14 protein-coding genes and 1 pseudogene are annotated in these 20,162 nt (G+C 58.8%); 8 read left to right on the top strand and 7 right to left on the bottom strand.

The annotated features are described in order from the left end of the window. The coding region (locus IP78_RS15390; RefSeq protein WP_197272473.1) for a hypothetical protein at nt 1-1,037 on the bottom strand (1,037 nt) is incomplete at its 3' end. A 184-nt stretch (nt 1,038-1,221) separates the two neighbouring features. Here IP78_RS15390 and IP78_RS13835 point away from each other — a divergent pair. The 5 genes from IP78_RS13835 to IP78_RS13815 all read left to right on the top strand — a co-directional run bounded on the left by IP78_RS13835 (nt 1,222) and on the right by IP78_RS13815 (nt 7,168). Then, nucleotides 1,222-2,034, top strand: a complete 813-nt coding sequence (locus tag IP78_RS13835; protein ID WP_231681020.1) for an ABC transporter permease — start codon at nt 1,222-1,224, stop codon at nt 2,032-2,034. Nucleotides 2,035-2,060: 26 nt separating this feature from the next. Then, the gene (locus IP78_RS13830; protein WP_231681019.1) at nt 2,061-3,236 is read left to right on the top strand and encodes a chain-length determining protein; all 1,176 of its coding nucleotides are present in this window, start codon (nt 2,061-2,063) and stop codon (nt 3,234-3,236) included. Further along, nucleotides 3,224-3,910: an ABC transporter ATP-binding protein gene (locus IP78_RS13825; protein WP_255350756.1), complete on the top strand. Its 687-nt coding sequence runs from the start codon at nt 3,224-3,226 to the stop codon at nt 3,908-3,910. Before IP78_RS13830 ends, IP78_RS13825 begins: the two co-directional genes overlap by 13 nt. 1,134 nt (nt 3,911-5,044) lie before the next feature. Continuing rightward, a complete protein-coding gene (locus IP78_RS13820) occupies nt 5,045-5,998 on the top strand; it encodes a hypothetical protein (RefSeq protein ID WP_054112248.1) in 954 nt (317 codons plus the stop codon). Nucleotides 5,999-6,145: 147 nt separating this feature from the next. Then, nucleotides 6,146-7,168 carry an FkbM family methyltransferase gene (locus IP78_RS13815; RefSeq protein WP_054112247.1) on the top strand — a complete coding sequence of 341 codons (1,023 nt, stop codon included), beginning with the start codon at nt 6,146-6,148 and terminating at the stop codon, nt 7,166-7,168. Between the two features lie 166 nt (nt 7,169-7,334). On the opposite strand, the gene IP78_RS13810 is transcribed toward IP78_RS13815, so the two are convergent. From IP78_RS13810 to IP78_RS15385, 5 genes are all read right to left on the bottom strand, one after another. Then, complete coding sequence (locus tag IP78_RS13810) at nt 7,335-8,471, bottom strand: FkbM family methyltransferase (protein ID WP_054112246.1); 1,137 nt, start codon at nt 8,469-8,471, stop codon at nt 7,335-7,337. Further along, on the bottom strand, nt 8,468-9,451 hold the full coding sequence (locus IP78_RS13805; RefSeq protein WP_054112245.1) for an NAD(P)-dependent oxidoreductase: 984 nt from the start codon (nt 9,449-9,451) through the stop codon (nt 8,468-8,470). Before IP78_RS13805 ends, IP78_RS13810 begins: the two co-directional genes overlap by 4 nt. A 72-nt stretch (nt 9,452-9,523) precedes the next feature. Then, a complete protein-coding gene (locus IP78_RS13800) occupies nt 9,524-10,138 on the bottom strand; it encodes a hypothetical protein (RefSeq protein ID WP_054112244.1) in 615 nt (204 codons plus the stop codon). Next, a complete protein-coding gene (locus IP78_RS13795) occupies nt 10,131-12,401 on the bottom strand; it encodes a hypothetical protein (RefSeq protein WP_156320433.1) in 2,271 nt (756 codons plus the stop codon). Before IP78_RS13795 ends, IP78_RS13800 begins: the two co-directional genes overlap by 8 nt. A 135-nt stretch (nt 12,402-12,536) precedes the next feature. Continuing rightward, complete coding sequence (locus tag IP78_RS15385; protein WP_156320432.1) at nt 12,537-14,735, bottom strand: glycosyltransferase; 2,199 nt, start codon at nt 14,733-14,735, stop codon at nt 12,537-12,539. Between the two features lie 516 nt (nt 14,736-15,251). Here IP78_RS15385 and gmd point away from each other — a divergent pair. The 3 genes and pseudogenes from gmd (at nt 15,252) to IP78_RS13770 (ending at nt 18,429) form a co-directional block, all read left to right on the top strand. Then, the gene (gmd, locus tag IP78_RS13780) at nt 15,252-16,235 is read left to right on the top strand and encodes a GDP-mannose 4,6-dehydratase (RefSeq protein ID WP_054112240.1); all 984 of its coding nucleotides are present in this window, start codon (nt 15,252-15,254) and stop codon (nt 16,233-16,235) included. A gap of 26 nt (nt 16,236-16,261) precedes the next feature. Beyond that, nucleotides 16,262-17,176: a GDP-mannose 4,6-dehydratase gene (locus IP78_RS13775; protein WP_197272472.1), complete on the top strand. Its 915-nt coding sequence runs from the start codon at nt 16,262-16,264 to the stop codon at nt 17,174-17,176. Nucleotides 17,177-17,260: 84 nt separating this feature from the next. After that, a pseudogene (locus IP78_RS13770) lies at nt 17,261-18,429 on the top strand (IS3 family transposase). A gap of 227 nt (nt 18,430-18,656) precedes the next feature. Here the strand turns inward: IP78_RS13770 and IP78_RS15115 are convergent. Continuing rightward, entirely contained in the window at nt 18,657-19,709 is a 1,053-nt protein-coding gene (locus IP78_RS15115; protein WP_082385131.1) for a 2OG-Fe(II) oxygenase, read from the bottom strand. Nucleotides 19,710-20,162: the final 453 nt, after the last annotated feature.

Raw genomic sequence — 20,162 nt, 5'->3', positions numbered from 1 at the left:
GGCTCGAACCCGATTGCGCGGCCCGCCGGTCCGACCAACTCCTTGAGCTTCTTGAAATGTCTGCCTTGGTTCACGCCGACGTCGATCACAACATCGCCCGGCCTTACGAAGCGCTCGAACCCTTCGCTGAGAATTTCCTCGTAGTCTGGGACGATGCCGCCGATATGCTGCGCGCGCCAATAGGCGGCGGATTGCGCGGCTGAGGTCACGCCCCGAGCATTCGAGTCGCTTGGCTTCCGGAAGACATAAACCGCGTCGTCGCCACGGTTGGAGGCATCAAAACCCATGTCAGAGATGAACTGAAGGACATTGCCCCGCAACTCGGCGTCAGCGGTCTGCCAAGCAAAAATCGTACCGAAGGCTTCCAGATGGAATCCTGCCCGCTCACCAAAACAGCGGACTTGCGTCGGTGTTAGCTCCCGCACATTCGGATCGAACAGATGTGGAGTGTCACCTCTCATGACACGGGCGATGACATCAAGAGATGAGGCGTTGGGTGCGGTAACAAGAAGTGTTCCGCCCGGCCTCAACACTCGAAACGATTCACGCAGCATGTTCATGACGCCGCTATAGTTAAACGATGTTGCCAGCTCGGCTGTATCCTCCACCTCAGGGACGTCTTTGGTTTGGCACAACTTTTCTAGACACAGAACACTGTCGAAGGCGCAACTGGGAAGGTCGAAGCGGTATCGCAAGTCCTGCTCCAGAGGCCGGCAATCAACACCGAGGCACTCTACGGCGAACGTGCCCACGCGTGATATTGCCCCAAGCTCAAGAACGAGAGGGGACCGCTCTAAATAGGAACCAAAAAGGCTCGCTGTAGCCCTGTAGCGTTCTGCATGGGTTTGATCGTACCCGTCGAGCTTCCGATCACTACTAAACAAATCGTACCGGACGGCGTACATCTCCAAATTTTCGCCAGGAGCAGGTGGTGTTGGAGCCGTCGCCGCAGCTGCGTACACTTGGACTAAATCTAGCCAGCCCAGCACCTCGCCGGCCGTCTTGCGATTACCTGACTCGCCGGCCGATTGGGTCAAGTTCGCATCCATGATCTCTCCAGGGACGGTTTCGAGCATAAAGCACTGTGACTGCACAAAACCCGAGGCGTCGTAGCCCAGGTTAGCAGGCTACAGCAAGTTCGGCTCGCGCAGCAGACCCTCCCCCTGCTTCTCTCAGCGCAGGCGCTTGCTTCGGTCGTCACGATCGGTAATGGAGGCGCACGTGAAGTGGTTCGTCGTCCGTCCGGCGTCGGGGACCAAAGGTGAACACCTGATGCCTACCCCGTCGAAGATTATCAGCGCTCTCATGCTGAGAGAGGCGGTCACCCGCTATGGTCGGGAAGGGTTTGGCTTTCTCTGGGTGATATTCGAACCGCTTTTTTTCTGCGTCGGGGTGATCGTAATGTGGTCATTGCTGAGACCGACATATGATCATGGCGTTCGCGTCGCACCCTTCGTAATGACCGGCTACATGTGTCTGCTGCTGATCCGACATATGATGGGCATGAGCGTAGGAGCCATGCAGGCGAATACCGGACTGCTGTACCATCGGCAAATCACGGTGTTTCAGATCTTCGTCTCCAGAAACCTTCTCGAGTTCGCCGGGGCTACTGTGGCGTTCGTGCTCGTCTACATCGCGCTGCTTGTAGCGGGAGAGGTCGAGCCCCCCCATAGCTGGGCTTTGCTGTATGGCGGTTGGGTCCTGATGGGGTGGATTTCCTTTGGCATCGCTTTCGCCCTTGCCGGGCTGGCGCTGCGGTACGAGTTTCTGGAACGGCTCACCTCGGTAGTGGGCTACCTCATGATCCCCTTCTCCGGGGCGTTTGTGATGGCCGGGTGGATTCCGGAGCGCTGGCGCGAACTTTACCTGTTGATCCCGATGCCCCATGCCGTAGAGATGGTTCGGGGCGGCGTATTCGGCGAGTTCGTCCCGACATACTACGACCCCATCTACGCGCTCGCATGGGGTGCAGGGCTCATCCTGGTCGGATTGGTCGCAGTCGCAGACGCAAGAGACCGGATTCTCATCGATTGATAGAGGCGGCCAGGGACGGCTAACCCTTGAGATTTGAAATGACACCACCGAATCTAAGCTTTCTCGGGCCGATCGCCAAAAGCCTCGCCGATCTTCGGCCAGCGTTGCCTTGGTGGAAGAGGGTTTCGTGGCCGCCGATGATCGTGGTCGTGCTGCCCACGCTTATGGCGGCGATCTACTTCCTGATGATCGCGACGCCCCGATATGTATCCGAGGCACATTTCATCATTCGGTCCGCTGAGCAGGGGCAGCTGTCACCCATGAACTCGGCTTTGCAGGGCGTCGGTCTGGCGATGGCACCGGCAGACGCCTATGCAGTCCACTCCTACATGGAGTCGCGGGACGCCTTTGAAGCACTCAATAGGCGTTTCAATCTTCGCGAGTGGCTGGGGGCCGAGCGGGCGGATGTATTTTCGCGCTATCCGAGGCCCTGGGAGAGCAGTTCTGGAGAAGCGTTTTACGAGGCCTTTCAGCGTTACACCGTCGTAGGCTACGATTCGACGACCGGGATCAGCACCCTGCGGGTCGAGGCCTTCCGTCCGCGCGAGGCCCAAGCCATCGCGTTAGCCTTGCTTTCTGGCAGCGAGGAGTTGGTCAATCGACTGAACGAGCGGTCTTCTCGAGATGCGGTCGCCGAGGCCCTCATTTCGCGCGAGCGAGCCATTGAGCGACTGGCCGAGGCCCAAGCCGCTCTGACCGAGTTCCGCAACCGAGAACGGTTCATCGATCCCGAGATTACCGCCCGGGAGTCTTCCCAGTTGCTAGGTGGGCTCCTTTCAACGCTCGCCCAACTGCGGGCAGAACGTGCACAGTTGGCTCAGGAGGCGCCCAACAGCCCGCAGCTGCCGATCATTGACAGTCGGATCCAGGCCTACGAGGCTCAGATCGCCCGCGAGCGCGCTGCAATCTCCGGGTCCTCTGATTCATTGGCCCCAAAGATTGGAGCCTATGAGCGGCTCACTCTCGAGCGGGAACTCGCGGACCGCGAGCTCGCGGCCGCCAGCGCGGCCCTGACAAATGCCGAGCAGGAGGCGCGACGCCAGAAGCTTTACCTCGAGCGTGTCGTCGCTCCGAATGTGCCTGACGCGCCGACTGAGCCTAGCCGGCTGCTTTCGGTCCTGGTAGTTCTGATCTCGAGCTTGGTCGTCTACGGGATCGGCTGGTTTATCTGGGCCGGGGCCAGGGACCATTGGCAAGAATAGCCCTAGAACAACCCCCGGGGGTTGGGCTCCGGCTGGTCAACCTTTCCAAAACCTACCACGGGGCTCCGAAGCCGCTGTTCACGGCTCTCAACTTCGAGATGGGCCAGTCCGGTCGGCTGGCCATTCTCGGGCGAAACGGACAAGGCAAGTCGACGCTGATCAAGATGCTCGGGGGCGTGTTGGACCCCACAGAAGGGCGGATCGACTGGTTCATGCGGTCATCCTGGCCGATCGGTTTCGGCGGAGGGTTCCAGGGCAGTCTATCCGGTCTCGACAACATTCGCTTCCTCTCTCGGATCTACGGGCGCAACTACCGTGATCTGCTGGAGCGGGTTGAGGATTTCGCCGAGCTGGGTCGCTCTCTGCGGGAGCCGGTCAAGATCTATTCTTCCGGCATGCGCGCCCGATTGGCTTTCGGCCTGTCGCTAGCGATCGAGTTCGACTGCTACTTGATCGACGAGCTCGTGTCCGTCGGAGACGCACGGTTCCATCAAAAGTGTAACGACGAGCTTTTCCAGAAACGGGCGGGGCGCGCTTATGTCATGGCGTCACATGATATGTCTATCATCAGGCAGACCTGCGACAAGGCATTAGTTTTCGAGAGTGGAAAAATCAAACTCTTCGAAGACATAGAAGAAGCTATAGATATCTATACATGGCTTCGCGCAGTATGAGTAAGTTTTCTACACTTCTTATTCTGTTTGTAGACAGCGTCGCACAGGGTCGATGGCGGGGCCGGATCGCTCAAGCCGCGGCCAGTGCCGGGGCCGCAGTTATCGAGCATCCCGCCGGTGCTCACTATGAGCCGGCAAGTAACACGGTAATCCTGACGGACGACATCAACTGGACGATGTTGATAGCTCCTAGCGACACAGCATGCTTTTCGGACGCCGCGCTCCCGGTTGCTTCTAGCGCACGACCATCTATGGTCGAGCGTAGCCTTATCTTCGAACACTCCCGTCGTCTGGTGGTTGCGGCCCATCTCCAGGCGAGGGGTGCCCTAGTCTTCGGGCCCACGAACTCCATAGTTGACTTGCCTCTGATCGGTAAGGTCCATGCCGAGCCGCCCACAATGACAGCAGGTGTTTGCTCACCTTCACCGCTCGATATGTATAGAACGATTCCTCCATCTGTCGGTGCCGCAGCAGTCTGGAGCGGCGGGCTGTTCGCCTATCCGTCTAAGGACCAACTCGACGGCGGCGACCCGCATGTCGACCTCACCGGACGCAGTCGGGCGGTAGTACATGGGCCATATTACTATCTGACACCTGGTGTCTGGCGATCCGTGACCGACTTCACGATCGATCCTGAAGGAGGAGAGGCTCGCCTGCGAATTGAGTGGGGAACGGCACCGGAGATGACCGCGCAGAGCCTGACCCTGACTAGTCCAGGCAGATACCGTCTGGAGCTAGATCATACCTGGCAGGACTCAGGAGCCGCGCAACTGGTCGTGTGGACAGAAAGACCTCTTTTTCAGGGCAAATTTTACATCGAGGCGTGTCACGTCACTTGCCTGAGCCAGCTTCAGACGGACGGGCACGACGAATTCAACAGCCCCCGCTCCTGCATCTCTGGTTCGTAGGCGCTTTACATCGCGGGCCGAGAAAACCAGCGTCAGGCGTCAGATCGCGCCACCAGACATCACTTCACGCCAGCTGACAGCCAGGCGGCACTTGAAACCAGACCCGAACTCAGGTCGATTGACAGCCCCTGAAGCGAACGAAAGGCAAGACGTGTCCCGACGGTCCACCCCTGAGGATGTGAGGCGCTGCTATCAGTTGCTTTTAGGTCGCGATGTCGAGACGCCGATGCAGCTCATCTCGAGAGCACGACAGTCGGAAAAACCGATCGACTTGCTTGCCAGTTTTTTGCTGACTGACGAGTATCAGCAGCGTCTCGGAAAAGATTTACCGGTCGGTCTGGACGCGTCGATTCTTCTGCGCTCGGGTCGATCTGTGGAGCCGCGCCCAGGGTTCGTGAGAGACTTCATCGGGTGCTATACTCGTACAGATCTGGTGGCTTGGTCCGGGTCGTTCCTAGGCGAGCAACAGCCACCACCCTTCGTCGCCGACATGATTGGTACGGTGGCGGAGTGGGTCGGCTTGCTGGTTGCGGTCGAGAATACGGCCCGCGCCGACAGGGTGTTCAGAGTGATCGAAATCGGCGCTAGTTGGGGTCCGTGGGCCGCCGCGGCGGGCGTCGCTGCGCGCAATCTGGGCGTCCACGAAACCGTCTTGACCGTGGTCGAGCCAGTCCCTCAGTTGGCGGACAACGCCGCCCTGCATCTGGCCGACAATGGCTTTGTCGGAGGTCAGGCAGAGATCGTTCGCATGGCTGTGATGCCCTACTCCGTTCAGGCTCAGATCGAGATCATCGCTCATTCCTCTTTCGATTTCGGGTCCAGGGCCAGGCCCCTTTACAACACGATGCCAGACGTCGGGTGTGAAGAGGTAAAGGCGCTGACCATGGCTGAACTTTTGAGCGATCGCGATCACCAAGACCTCGCGGTCATCAACATCGGTGGAGGCGAAGAAGACTTGTTTGACACAGTCGATCTACGCGATTGTCCCCTCTCTACCGTGCTGATTTCAACCCATAGCCAAGAGGCAGATTTCAAGCTGTGGAGGCTGTTTTCTGCGGCGGGCTGGCGTAACCGGGTTAATCATCCGTGCGCAGTCCGACAGGACGATGCAAACCCGGCCGTACTCCATCTCTTGCGAGATGGAACCCAGCTATGGATGCGGCCCGCCTTGCCGTCCTAGGACTTCTGTCTGCCAGGAGGCCGAGGAGACCTACAGGTCGCCTGACCTTTTGGACCGCTTCACCCAAACGCGGCGGTGGGACGAACGGGACAGTCTTTCGCTATACATGCCGGAGCCGGAACTCCGATAATTTAGGCTACCTAGACCATGCCGATATATTCCTACTCGCAAGCTCATGAGGACGTAATCCTCTTTCGCGCGCTGAAGGATGTTGGCATCGGACACTACGTTGATGTTGGTGCCGGCGATCCCGCATTGCACTCAGTAACTCTGCTTTTCTATGAGCGCGGCTGGCGGGGGGTAAACATAGAACCTCTGCCGGAACAGTACCAGCACCTGCTTGCGCACCGCCCGCATGATGTGAATCTCTGCGCGGCCGCTGGCAGCAAGCAGAGCGAGATCACGCTTTACCGCACACGAGGCAATCTTGAGCTCTCGACGTCCGATCCGGTCAATGCCGCTCGTGCCGCGAGCGTCGGCTGCCAAGTCGACGAGATTTCGGTGCAGTCGGTCACTTTGAATGACGTTCTCGACAGTGTCGCTCTACACGAAGTGCACTTCCTCAAGATTGACGTCGAGGGTTCTGAAGCTGCGGTTCTGCAGGGACTAGACCTCAGTCGTCACCGGCCCTGGATCATCGTCGTGGAAGCGCACGCGCCTATGTCGCGGACGGAGACGCACGGCGAGTGGGAGCCAATGCTGTTGGCTGCCGCATATGATTTCGTCTTCTATGACGGCTTGAACCGATACTATCTCCGCCAAGAATCACAGGCCCTGCAGAGCCGATTCTACGGACCTGCGAACCCCTTCGACGACTACATTGATTTCTGGACCTTGGGCGATCCGTTGACCAATCCCGCCCATCCGGATCGTGACTGGGTTCGCGGGCAGTTGGCCAATCTGCATAAAGCCGCTGGCTTGGGCGCGTCCACGGACTTGCAGCGGTACATGGCGCGCCTGCCTGAGGGAGAGGGGGCAATGGAACTGAATCTCGAACGCCTCGCTGCAGTTTACCGTGCAGTACTCGACCGGGACGCCGATCCGGCTGGTGTCACATTCTTCTTGGAGGATCCGCAGCGGGCGTTCTCAGTCGAAGAAGCCTATCGGCTACTCATCGATTCGCACGAATACTCCGCCAAGCGTGTCCGCTCTCTTCGGCAGCTCGTCTAGACTATGCGATTTGGCAATTTCTCGGCCAGATGCCTTTGCACGGTGCATCTTTCTGGGTGTACCGAAGAGAGCTACCGCATCGGTCTGACGTCAGGAGCCCGATGTCGGTGCGTCGAGGTTGGCAGGTTGCCATCACGACCTAAAGGTCAGCTGGACCCAATCAAGATCATGCTGAACCGACGACTGTAACGGTCTGCTGCGACGTGGATGCCCCTCGCTCGGCATACCAACCGATCCCCTCGTCGAGCAGGTCGACCTTCAGAAGATATCGGCCGGGTTCACTCGGTGCTCTCACCTGGATCGCAAATCGTAGGCAACCGTTTGGTGGGATAACCTCCGGAACTGCCGTCCGCAGGCCGTCCCATTCGTGCGACGAGGCCTCGTTGTTCAGCCAGTGGTAGGACACAACGAGCTCTACAGCAGCGCTACCAAGAGGGGCAGAGGTAAAGTTGCAGATGGCGACGGGCAGAGTCTCTATGGAACCGGCAGTCATCGCTTCCATTCCATCCGCCACAATCGTTATGTCTCGAAGGGGCACAAACCCTGAGACAGAGCGATCCTTTTCCAGTTCGGGCTGGATAGAGGTGAAACCTCCACTTCCCAGTATATCTTCGGGATAACGACCGATATCCATCAACCACCCGCGAAGCATGACTTGGCTGACTCTGGCTCCAACTCTCCGGTTAATCCAGACCGAGTTATACCCAAGGAAGCCTACGCATACGAAGTCTTCAGCTTCCAGTAGCTGGTGTTTGGATAGCGTCGATTCTATGTCCCAGTAGTATTCTTCGGTTACGACGACATCGACTTCATATTTCCCAAAGTCCATTCCAAGCAGGACGTTATAATCCCAGCTCTCCGTATCGACTTTCAGTATGCCAATTTTCCGGGGGAACTCTTGCATCTCTAAGGTTGTTGAGAGGGTGTCGACCTTCACAAGATCGAAATCCTCCAAGCGAACAACGTCCATCCATGGGTCGGAGCGTTCGCTGAACGTGGCCACCTCGGACTTCGGACCGTCTATACCACGATACAGTTTGAGTTCGCCAGGCTTGTCCGAGCAGCCTTGCTGTACGATGGTGCAGTTGTCGAACCTTGAGTAACGCTCCCTTAGAGCCCGCACGCAAGCCGGCTGTGGCTCCACGATTAGCGTACGCCATCCGCGCTCGATGAAGGATTGCGAAACTTCCGCCGCCACATTCCCCCCGACATCGACGATGGCGGGGCTTATTTTGTGGGCGATCGTGTTCAGGAAGGCGACAATCTGGCGCTCTTCGTACTTTGGTATCTCAGTGGCTCTCATAGTGACTGCCCAAGCAATCTCCCTTGGTACTCAACCCCGCGACGGACGCCTTCTTCGAACGTGATGGTTGGCGTCAGGCCGAGTTTTTCTTGCAAGGCCGTGTCGCCGACGCGCGCAAACACGCCCTCTGGCTTGTCCGACGTACCGATAATAGTCGGATCATAGCCGACGACGTTGGCGGCGATTCTGGCGAATTCCTTGAAGGTTGTCTTTCGGCCGGTGGACAGGTTGATCGCCTCGCCATTGCTGACCTTGTTCATCGATTCCATCACGAAGCGGATAGCGTCGGTGATGTGGATGAAATCGCGCGACTGGTCACCGCTGCCCCATACGGTCAATACGTCCTGCCCCTTGAACTCCAGGGCCCTGCGGCAGACGCTGGGGAAAGGGTAGGTCAGATCCTGATCCTCTCCGTAACCAGAGAAGGGCCGGTAGCACACCATGTCCATGTCATAGTTCTTGTGCGCCAGCCGTGCCAGATACTCCCCGGTCAGCTTCGCCCAACCGTAGGACAGATCGGGCATGCCCAACTTCGTGTCGAAATCGATCATGTCCTCGGTCAGGATATGCGAGTTCTCGAACGTTTGCAGGGAGATCGGGTAGGCGGCAGAGGAGGAGAAGAAGACGTTTTTCTTCGGCCGCGTCCGCAGAGCCCAGCGGAAAAAGTCGGCGTCGATCGCCAGATCCTCGGCGACGGCGAGCGGGTCGTATTCGATCATCAGCCGGCCTCCCACCATCGCGGCGAGGTGGAAGGCGTAATCGAATGTCTCATCCTTTCGGAAGTACTCTCGGCAGTCTTGTTCGACCCAGGTGAAGCCCTTGTAGGTCGTCGGGTCGTAAAGCGGCCAGTGCTCCGGACGCAGGCCGCCGGTACGGGGGACGATCGGATCGACGCATACGACATCCCAGCCCTGCTCAAGCAGCGCGTGGCAGAGGTGGCGGCCGACAAAACCGGCTCCGCCGGTGACTAGCGCTCGCATCGGAGCCTCCTTGGGTTATCGTAGGTAAAACGGAAACAGGATCATGGGCGCGCGCACAAGGTGCATTCTGGCTCAGGCGTCCTTGGAGCGGAACCGCGCTGCCAGGCGACGGAATATCCGTGTGTGACGCCACGATCCTGAGGCATAGATTGACTGAATTCGCGCTCGCCGCTCGTCAAGTTCCGCTTCGAGCTGATCGATCCGCTGCTGAAGCGCTCCGTTCGACTCCAGTTCCGAGATCCTCGCCAGGAGGCTGTCCCGTTCGGAATGGGCGTTGGCCAGTTGCTGGTGAAGCTCCGAAGATCGGGACTGTTCGGCTGCCAGATCCATCCGGGCCGCATCCAGCTGACGACCGACTTCAGCGAGCGCTTCCTCTGACCTACGCAGCTCCATCTCGCCGGGGCGCTCGAAGCGGAGACCCTGAAGGCGCTCGGTGTGGTCGGCGATCTTCTGGAATTCCTTGGTCGATAACTTGATCATGTCGGCGAGCTTGACCTTGAGGTCGTCGCGTTCACGCCGGGCGGCTTCCAGTCGCGCTGTCAGTTTGTCGGTCTGATCCGACAGGACGTCTCGCGTCGGGTCGAGGGGGCGTGATTTGGATTTCTCTTGGCCGGCAGCGATCCGTGGATCTGCCTTGGCGGCGGATAACGTCCTGCCTCGAGCGGGGACGGCTTGCCGGTCAGCCATGACGATGTCCCACGAAAACCATCTCCAAGTCAGGGTTCAGGTAGCTAGCGGCGGTCGAGATATTGCTGACGATGTGAAACAGCGCCTCACACCCTGCAAGGCTGTAGCAGTCAGCGATGACCTCGGCCGCCATGGATGACGACCAGTTGCGGGAGTCCGCTGCCGTCAGATGCTGGATTTGATGCCCCTCACGCATTCGCTCGGATTCGTCCAGAGCCTCGAATGACTGGTCATGATCGATCGAGGTTCTTTTCACATCCGTATCGAAATAGAGGTTCGAGCCGAAGTGACGCTTCATGTCCTCGATCGTCGACTCCTGATCGGTCGCAAGGAAGATGCGCGGGTTCTTCAGCTTGCGTTCGGCGATATAGGCGTTGATCGCCCGAACATAGACCTCCGTGTGCGATAGGCGTGCGCCCGGTTGCTCGATAGCATGGCTGGGGTGACGGATGTGAACCGCCAATCGTTCGCCGTCGCCCAAAGCCGCCAGGTTACGGTCGATACGCTTCTGAATATTATCAAGCGGTATGATGTGCTGGGATACGATGCCGTTATACCACCTGCGCCACCGCTTGAACTCAGGCATCTGATACAGGTTGTAAGCGTTCGTGTATGTCAGCCAAGGTTCGCGGTACTCGTTGAAGCCATCGGCGATGACGGCTCCATCGTAGAGCCGATCGACGTCATCGTAGATAGACGGATCATCCACATCCGGCGACGGCTTGAATAGTTTGAGCCAGCCGTTGCCCTCGGTCCGCGAGGCGTAGCAGAAGCTCGTAAACTTGTCCGACCCAAAGAAGTCACCAATCGAGTCCGCCCGCCAGTCCGGGAGCACAACGCGATCCGGATCGTCGTCCTTCTCCCAGACCAGATATGACGCATACCGATTGAAGAGGGAGAAAAAGCCCCCATCGTTGCCAATGACAACCGTCTTGGCCGGACGCTGTCTAAAAAGCTCTACGTTACGAGCAGATCGCGCCACCCTGTCACCGTAAAACTGATGAGCCCTACGATAGAAGAACTCATGCGACGTCGAGATACCGGAGGGAGTGATCGTTTCCGGGCCTCCGCGCAGGCTGACGGTCGCGGGCGACACGAGCGAAAAGTAGCGTTCTCTCAGATCCGCCACAGTCCATCGGCGCGCTTTGTCCCGGTTGGCCAAGGCGCGCGCCGCATAGGCATCGCGCTGTTCGTAAACACGTCGGAATGCAGCCACCACGTCCTGAGGGTGCGGCATGTATTGCAGCCCGATGAAGCGCTCGTTGATCTGGGGATACAGAGCCGGGACGGGTACTTCGGCCTTCACGAAGGCCACCGAGTCGAGATCGCTGAAATCCTCGTGCGCGAAATGATCCGATAAGATTAGCGGCGTTCCCATCGCAACAGCCTCGCGTGCAGGGATCGAATATCCTTCGCCACGCGAAATGTTGATCACGCAGTCGATGTCGCGGACGAAGGTGAGATAGTCATCTTCGTTAACATTGCCTCGGACCACCTGGATGTTCGTTCCACGCCAGCTGGCGGCAAACTTGGCGGCCTCCTCTTCGCCGAGAAGGCTGTAGCTAAGCTTTAGACGAAGGGCGACGTCCGGGTTGTCCAGCCCAAACGCCTTCTCGAACGTCTCTGTGATCAGATCTACGTTCTTTCGAAAGTCGTAGGCCCCAACTGCACCGAATACGTAGGGACTGCCTCGCTTCTTCGGCCCAAGATTCAGGAACCTATCAAGATCAAGCGCAAGTGGGAGGTGAAATAACGGCTTGCAAACGCCAGAACTCTTGAAAACGTCGCGCAGAAAATCTGCCGTGACAAGAACGCCATCAAAGTGGACATTCAAGATATCAACCCATTCTTTAGGAATTCTTGTCGAGTCAAAGACAGAGTAGCAGTATTTTATCCGGGATACCGGGCACTTTTCGTAGTTTCGGTCACCGTGCCCGTTCCAAAGAACATCCGTGAATATTGAGACATCACCGGGATGGGCGTGGCCCTCGGCAACGCTTATTTTCTCGACCCAGGCGTAATCAACGTCGTCACCCTCCTCAGGTCGGGTATTCACGAACCGGACTGTGAGAGACGGATAGTCGGATAGCGCTTGCAGCCAGCTGTGGGTCAACCGCCCCATGCCGGTATGAGAGTTGCCCTTGCCGACGATTGTCACCAACATCGGACGAAGGAGCGAACCCGATTGGGCCCTCAGGACTTCCGTAAGCGACCGGGCGCTTGTCGTGCGATCTGTTTCCGCAGGCGATCTGGCGTTCTTCATTCTTGGGCCCTGAGATGCGCAGAGACGCCCGGACAGACGCTGCTGACCGGCTTTCTGATAGAAAACCTTTAACTAATCCCCGGTTGGGTATTCTTCATTGATTGCTGGCTGTCAACACCGCACCGGCCAGCTCGCCTATCGCCTGGATGTGACAGTCCCATGACTCGGATGGCAAAAGACCAGCTCGCAGTCCGGGTTCATGAACGAAACGGCGGTACTGACGTTACTCACGACATGCAAAACCGAAGCGCACCGCGACAGCAAGACGGCATCTCGGATGATCTGCTTGCCCAGTTCTGAGGACCAAGTCGCTGGGGAAGAAGCCTTTAAATGCTGAATCTGATGCCCCATTTGAGGTGATTGAAGCCTTGAGGATGCGAGGTAACGGGCATCATCATGCGGGTCAGTCCGATCTACATTGCTAAAATAGCAAAGATGATCGCCAAACTCCTCTGAAAACCGTTCTACGACGCTCTGCTGATCTGTTGCCAAAAATATTCGCCACTGGCGCGCTCCACGTTTGCCGAGACCTTTTTCGGATATCTGACGCTTAAGTGCATCTATATAAGCTTCAGTATGAGCGATTGCCGCTGACGGTTGCTCAACCGCATGACTTGGATGACGAACATGAGCGCCCAGCACGTGGTAACCGTCAGTCTCTGCACGTGAAAATGACACTATTTCTTTATTCAGATCTGACTTTATGTAGATGTGGTCTCTGTATACCTTGTTGTATTGTCGTCGAAAATTATAGAACCAAGGCGTATTGTATAGTCGATAGGCGTGCTTATAGGTCAGAAGCGGCTCGCGTGACTCATTAAAGGCAAAGTCTGGCAGGGATGCATGTTCATAAAGGACAGTCTCATTGTTCATGTCCTCTTCCGAAAGGCCAAACAGCGGTTCAAAAAACGCGGTCCAAACATTTCCGTCGTTCGGGCGACCGTAGCAGAAGCTCAGAGGCGGATTTTCCCTAGATCGTTCCATGAAGCGGCGGACGTCCCAATCCGGCAGCACCCATTGACAACGTGGATCCCGCAGGTCCCAAACAAGATGACTGAAAAAGGTGTTGAATAAGGAGAAAAAGCCACCGTCGTGGACCGGCACGACTCGCTTGCGGACGTGAGTCAGTCCGCCTGTAGATTGAAGCCTCTCTGCAGCGATCCTGGTGAACGCAGGTGGGCACGAAAAATGAGGCGGTTTGGGCGGATCATGACGCGCCGCGACGAGCCCGGGATCGATCAGGGTGGCGACCGACAGGGAGGCTTTGGAGAACGCATGACGTGCGGCAAGGCGACGCCGATCATGAACGGTCGTGGGGGCCTCATCTCCGGCCGCGTAATCGACGGCAGCCTGAAGCGTCGCGACCGCCTCGCCGAGTTGGACTTCTCGCTGCTCTCCGAAGATGCGGTTGTCGATTTCGATGTAACGCGCCGGCCGCCGTTGCGTCGCTTCCGCTAGGAACACACCGGGACAGTCCGCCAGGTCGGAATGCCCCCCCACCGCTGACAGGGCGAGAACCTTGCCAAGGGCCAGCGCTTCACGCGCGCCGATGGAGTAGCCTTCACCCTTGGAAAAGTTGGCGAACACGTCGAAGCTGTCACATAGTCGCGCTTTCTCCTCGGGAGACAGACTCTCCGTAGACAAGGTCACATTCGCCAACCCCAGCCGAGACATGTCGGCGCGGAGCTCGTCTATGACCGCACCGAAGGCCAGGTTCGAATGCAGTCGCAGCTCCATGCGGCCGGGGTTCCTCGCAGAGACCGCGGCGAAGGCCTCGATGAGAGTCTGGGTGCCCTTTCTCGGATGGAAGGCGGCGATCGAACCGACCACGATCGAGCGGCCGGGACGCTTGAAGGGGCGCCGGAGCAGCGGTTCCAGGTCCAGAGGGGGAGGCAGAACCGCCAAGGGGACGTCGACGCCGCTGTTGCGAGCGATTTCCACCAGATGCGGGCTCGTACAGAGCGCGCCGTCAAATCGCTCATTCAGAATGCGGACCCATTCGGGTGGCAGCAGGTCCGAGTCAAACACAAGCACCGCCAGTCTCAGCCCTTCCGACGGGGTGAGAAGGACTTTCTGGTCGTAGGCCCCGTTCCACAGAACATCTACATACAGGGATACCTTGATCGGTTGCCCTGCCCACAGAGGGATCTTCCGGCCGTTGGGGAGCAAGATTTCTTCCCCCACACTGGCGGGACCGTCGGTCGGGATCAGGCATACCGGCATATGCCGTGCCAATGCCTCGCAGAATGCGTAGGTCAGCGTCCCGATGCCGGTGTCGAAGCTGCATCGGCCAATGACGCAAACTTCAGCATTCAGATTGGTTTGTTGAACCATGACCTCTACCCCTGACCAGCCGTAGCGCGCACTCGCTCGGAGTCGCGTCGCAGGTCCGAGAGTTCAGTTTCCAAACGGGTGATCCAAGCCTCCAGCTCCGAAATGTAGACAGCACTGAGCCGAACGTTTTCCTCTGCATTTGCAAGTTTCGCCTGGGTAGAGGTCGGTGGCTCTCCGCTTCGGGGTAGAGACTCGAGATAGGCAACCTGCTCAAGCAAGCCTTGACGCTCCTGAGCCAACCAGGCGACTGTACGTTCGCTCTCGAAGAGCTCCTGGCTGTAGGCGTCTCGTTCCTGCCTTAGCGACTCTAAAACACCATTTAAGGTCTCACCGGCAGAGTGGTCTGATGGCCGCTTCATACTCGCCTCTAGAGCTTGGGCTTGATCCCCCGCGCACGATGGCCCCGCCCAACCGGTTGTCAAGGCAACTTAACCTTTCTTGGCGAGCCGCGAGCGACCATTGGCAAAGTCTAGCAGCCGGTGTTAAGCCCCCGCCATTACGTGGAAGAGGGTACAGATGGCACGCAGGGCGCTTATAACAGGGGTGACGGGCCAGGATGGTGCCTATCTCTCAAAGCTGCTGCTCGAGAAGGGCTATGAGGTTCACGGCCTCGTTCGCCGCAGCAGCCACTCCGAGGTCGACAATCATCGCCTGCGATGGCTGGATGTGCATGATGAGCTGCGCTTCCACGATGGTAACCTCGTCGACCTAGCGAGCCTCATTCGCGTGATACGCGAAGTGCGCCCGGATGAAGTGTACAATCTTGGCGCTCAGTCGTTCGTTAAAGCGTCGTGGCATCAGCCCCTCCTTACGGCTGAAGTGACAGCAAAGGGCGTCGGCAACATCCTGGAAGCCGTTCGTCTGGAGATGCCCGAAGCAAGATTTTATCAGGCCTCGTCGTCTGAGATGTACGGCCTGATACAAGAACCCAGACAGAATGAGACCACGCCCTTCTATCCGCGCAGCCCATATGCCGTTGCAAAGTTGTACGGGCACTGGCTCACTGTGAACTATCGTGAGAGTTTCGGCATTCACGCCTCGAGTGGCATCCTCTTTAATCACGAATCGCCCCTGCGAGGCTTGGAGTTCGTCACGCGAAAGGTTACTGACGCCGTCGCGCGCATAAAGCTTGGTCAAGCCAGCGAGTTGCCGATGGGCAATCTCGACGCTACTCGCGACTGGGGTCACGCCCGCGACTATGTGGCGGCCATGTGGGCCATGCTGCAACAGGACCAAGCCGATGACTACGTCGTCGCCACCGGACGCACCGTTTCTGTTCGAGAGTTGTGTCGTGTGGCGTTCGCTGTAGTTGATTTGAACTACGAAGATTATGTGCGACTAGATGAGCGTTTCCTAAGGCCTGCAGAAGTCGACGTGCTTCTGGGCGACGCGTCCAAGGCGCAAGCCAAGCTCGGATGGATCGCCACCACCACCTTCGAGGACATGATCGCGGAGATGGTCGAGGCTGATCTAGTCCGGCGCCGTCGGGCAAACGCCTAACCATGGGAAACCGAAGCGGAATCGTCGTGACCGGCGCTTCCGGTTTCATCGGCAGCCACTTGCTGCCGCAACTGGCGGCGGCCTTCCCAGGCCGACCCGTCCTTTCTCTGGGTGGACCGTCATCGAAGTCCCTTCGCAGGGTCGACCTTGCCGACCAGAGAAATCTAACGGCCGCTCTGGATGGCTTCGAGTTCGACACTGTGCTTCACTTGGCAGCGGAATCCAGTGTCGCCGGGGCGATCCGCGCGCCCGACGTGGTGTGGCGGGCCAACGCGCTTGGCGCGATAACGCTCGCCAGGGTGATTTCTGACCTGTCCCCAGAGGCGCTTGTCGTGCACGCCGGCAGTGCGGAATGCTATGGGGAAAGCTTCCTGACCGGGAAGCCGCTTGACGAAACCGCCTGCTTGAAGCCCTCCAACCCCTACGCCCGCTCCAAGGTTGCAGCGGAGCTGGCCTTGACCGACATCCTTCCTTCAACGGCCCGCGTGGTGCTCCTGCGCCTGTTCAACCACACAGGCCGTGGCCAAGACGAACGGTTTGTTGTTCCCTCCTTCGCCGCCCAGATTGCCCGGGCGGAGAAACTTGAGAGAGACGTGATCGAAGTGGGAGACCTTTCGGCCCAGCGCGATTTTGGCCATGTGGCGGACGCTGCGGCAGCTATGGTCGCAGTTGTGGCTGCGGCTTCGACACTCCCCCAGCTCAGCACCTTCAACGTCTGCACGGAGGTAGCTAGGCCGGTCGAAGATGTATTGAACGTGCTCCTCGCGGCAGCACGCCGCCCCCTGACGGCAAAGGTCGATCCAGCCAGGATGCGCCCCTCGGCGATAAAGGTCGCGGCAGGTTCGGCTGCGGCCTTGAGAGCGGCCACAGGATGGTCACCGAAGCGTACCTTCGAAGAGACGATCCTCGAAGTCTTGGCCTATTGGCGCCAAGCCGTCTGACAGTGGTCCTCACCCCGAAAACTGGATCGTTCGTTTTGAGAATTTTCCCGGTTTCGCGCTTTGTTGCGCGACCGGGAGGAACAGATGCGCAAGTCGAGGTTCAGTGAGCAGCAGATCGCCTTCATTCTAAGACAGGCGGAGGAAGGCACGACGGTTGAGGAGGTCTATCGCAAGGCCGGGATATCGGTCCAGACCCACTACCGGTAGCGGTCGACGTACGGCGGTCTGATGCCGTCGGAGATGAAGCGTTTGAAGCAGCTGGAGGAGGAGAACGGGCGGCTGAGGAAGCTGGTCGCAGATCTGTCTCTGGACAAGGAGATGCTGCAGGACGTCATCAAGCGAAAGCTCGTTCGCAGCGGCGCTCGGACCGGTGGCGCGCAGCCGCTCACCCTGATCGAAAGCGTCAGCTTGTCGACGCGGTTCGGGCGACCTGGCGGGTGTCGATCCGGCGTGCATGCAGCGTGTTCCGGATCGACACCTCGACCTACCACCACCAGGCCCGCAGCCCCGATCAGGCCCCCCCTTAGGAAACGGATCCGAGAGATCGCCGAGACGCGCGTCCGGTACGGCTATCGGCGCGTCCACGTCCTGCTCCGTCGCGAGGGTTGGGACGTCAACCACAAGCGGACCTACCGGCTCTATCGAGACGAAGGTCTTCAATTACGGAGGAAAGTTCCGCGCCGGCGGGTGAAAGCAGCGCTGCGCGATGATCGCGCGCCGCCTTCTGCTCCCAACGAGGTGCGGGCCATGGAATTGGCTGCTACGCGCCGCCCTTCGGGTCATGGCTGACCATGACCTTCGATGGCCGCAAGCTGCGGATTCTGACCATCGTCGATGCGGCGACCCGGCTCTGTCCGGCGATCGACGTGCGGGCGACCTATCGCGGTTCCGACGTCGTCGGGACGCTGGATCGGGCGGCAGCCGTCACCGGCTATCCCCGCACTATCCGGGTCGACAATGGGCCTGAGTTCGTGTCGCGCGACCTGGATCTATGGGCCTTCCAGCACGGCGTCACCTTGGACTTCAGCCGGCCGGGCAAGCCCACTGACAATGCCTTCGCCAAGTCCTTCAACGGCAAGGTCAGGGCTGAATGCCTGAACACCGCCTGGTTCCTGTCCCTCGACGACGCCCGCCGAAAATGTGACACTTAGCGTAGAGATTACAACGAGGAACGACCCCACAGCTCGATCGGCGATAAGTGCCCGATCGAGCTCATGAACGGTGCCGGGCCACATGGCCCGCCCGGCGCCTAACTACCGAGACGTTCCGGCGCAGCCCGGTCCAACATCGGGGTCAAGGTCAGAACCGGCCAGATTCTCATCACTGGCGGTCCAAGATCGGGGTGAGGACCACAAGCCTGCGGGCTTCCATTATGAACGAGGGACCAAAGGGGGCAGGTCAACGTCAATGGCGTGGAGATCGTGTCAAATCTGATTGATGGCGTCCAACTCGCTCCACATCTGTGCCCCCTGGAACAGTCTCAAGGAGCCAAGTCACCGGGATTTGCGAGGAATTGCAGGTTGGCCGTCCGGGTTGCAGCCCCTGCCTCGTCGTACAGGAACGGCAAGAACGCGTAGCGCTGCCCCCGCGTCACCGGGGCCACTTCGTGTAGAAGGGAGCAAGAAAACACCACCGCGCCGCCGACAGGGGGACGGAACGTAGTCCGACCGAACTCGGGAAACTTAAGGTCTCCCCCGTCGAAGTCCTCGTTGAGATTTATGGATACAGCGAACCGTCTGTGGGCTGTTCCCCGGGTCGTATTGTCCCTGTGAGGGCGGAAATAGCCCCCTGTCGCTGCATCGTAGCGTGACACCAGATAACGCTCTATCCGGGTCGCGGTGAACTGAAACGCCTTGGTTATCTCAGGCGCAAGCCGGTGGGCGATGCGGGCCCGCACAGCCTGGATCAAGGCTTCGTTCTGCAGCAACACGTCGGACCGCCGCTTATGACTGGTGTCGTGCACCAGGCGCGTCACACCATCGATTTCCCGCATGAAGCCCGAGGGACGACCACCCCTCGCATCGTAATGATCAATGAGAGTCTGGCAGAAATTGGGCTCAAACAGACGCGGGACGAGCAGCACCGGGGCATGGGACAGGGAGCCGCCATGGCGATCAGGATCAGGCAGGCGTTGGAGACCGTCAAGCAGGCGTGGTGCGTCTGTCTCGCCCACGACTGCCAGAACGCGCAGGCTCGGATCTAGCAGTACCCATCGCTGCTCGGGACCCGCCTGTAAGGGGTTCCCATCTTTGCGGGTATCGAACAGCCAGCGTATTCCCGGCAGCTGATCCTCAACCCGGCCACGCCAAGGGGCGCGATCCGGTAACAGGCCGAAGAAGCAAAGGTGCTCATCGTCGAATACGGTTCGATAGCGGCTGGCTTGGCCAATCGCTACGCGAAGTTGGTCGTCGTCAAGATCGCTGAAAAGACCCAGCAAAAGAAAGCGACCCGCCGCAGAATCGACGACGTAGTTGGGGTTTCTGACGCCGGGTAGACGCAGCGATGGAAAAGGATCGCCCACCGTCAGCCGCATCTATCGACATCCTTCACCGCGCACGACTTCAGAAACTGAGGCGATCTCGGGGCTTTTGATCTGTCAAGTCGCAGCGTACCCCGCCACTGGTTGGACTTGATGTAATCCTCACCCTCTTGTCACAGCGTCCAGAGCTCGATTGTCCAGAGGAGGGGATCAATACGCGCTCCAGATGACAGTTGGACCGATCATGACCGAACGCGGAGCGTTGTCTTGTGGTGCCCCAGCCTAGATGGCCGGGCTATGTCCCGATCAGGATCGCCCACCGCTGGCCGGACCGCATTCCACGCGACAGCCCTCCTCCATTCTTTAGAAGATCCAGTGGTTATCGGGTTGTGCTGGCATCCATGTGTCGAGGTCGAGGTCGAGGTTATCGTTCCAGTCTGGTTCGTCGGGCAGGGTGAACATGGTGCGCTGGTCCTGGCGGGCCGACGCCCATAGCCCGGCAAGGTC

The sequence above is a fragment of the Brevundimonas sp. AAP58 genome, assembly GCF_001295975.1.
Lineage (GTDB): Bacteria > Pseudomonadota > Alphaproteobacteria > Caulobacterales > Caulobacteraceae > Brevundimonas.
This window is presented reverse-complemented; position numbering and strand designations above follow the sequence as displayed.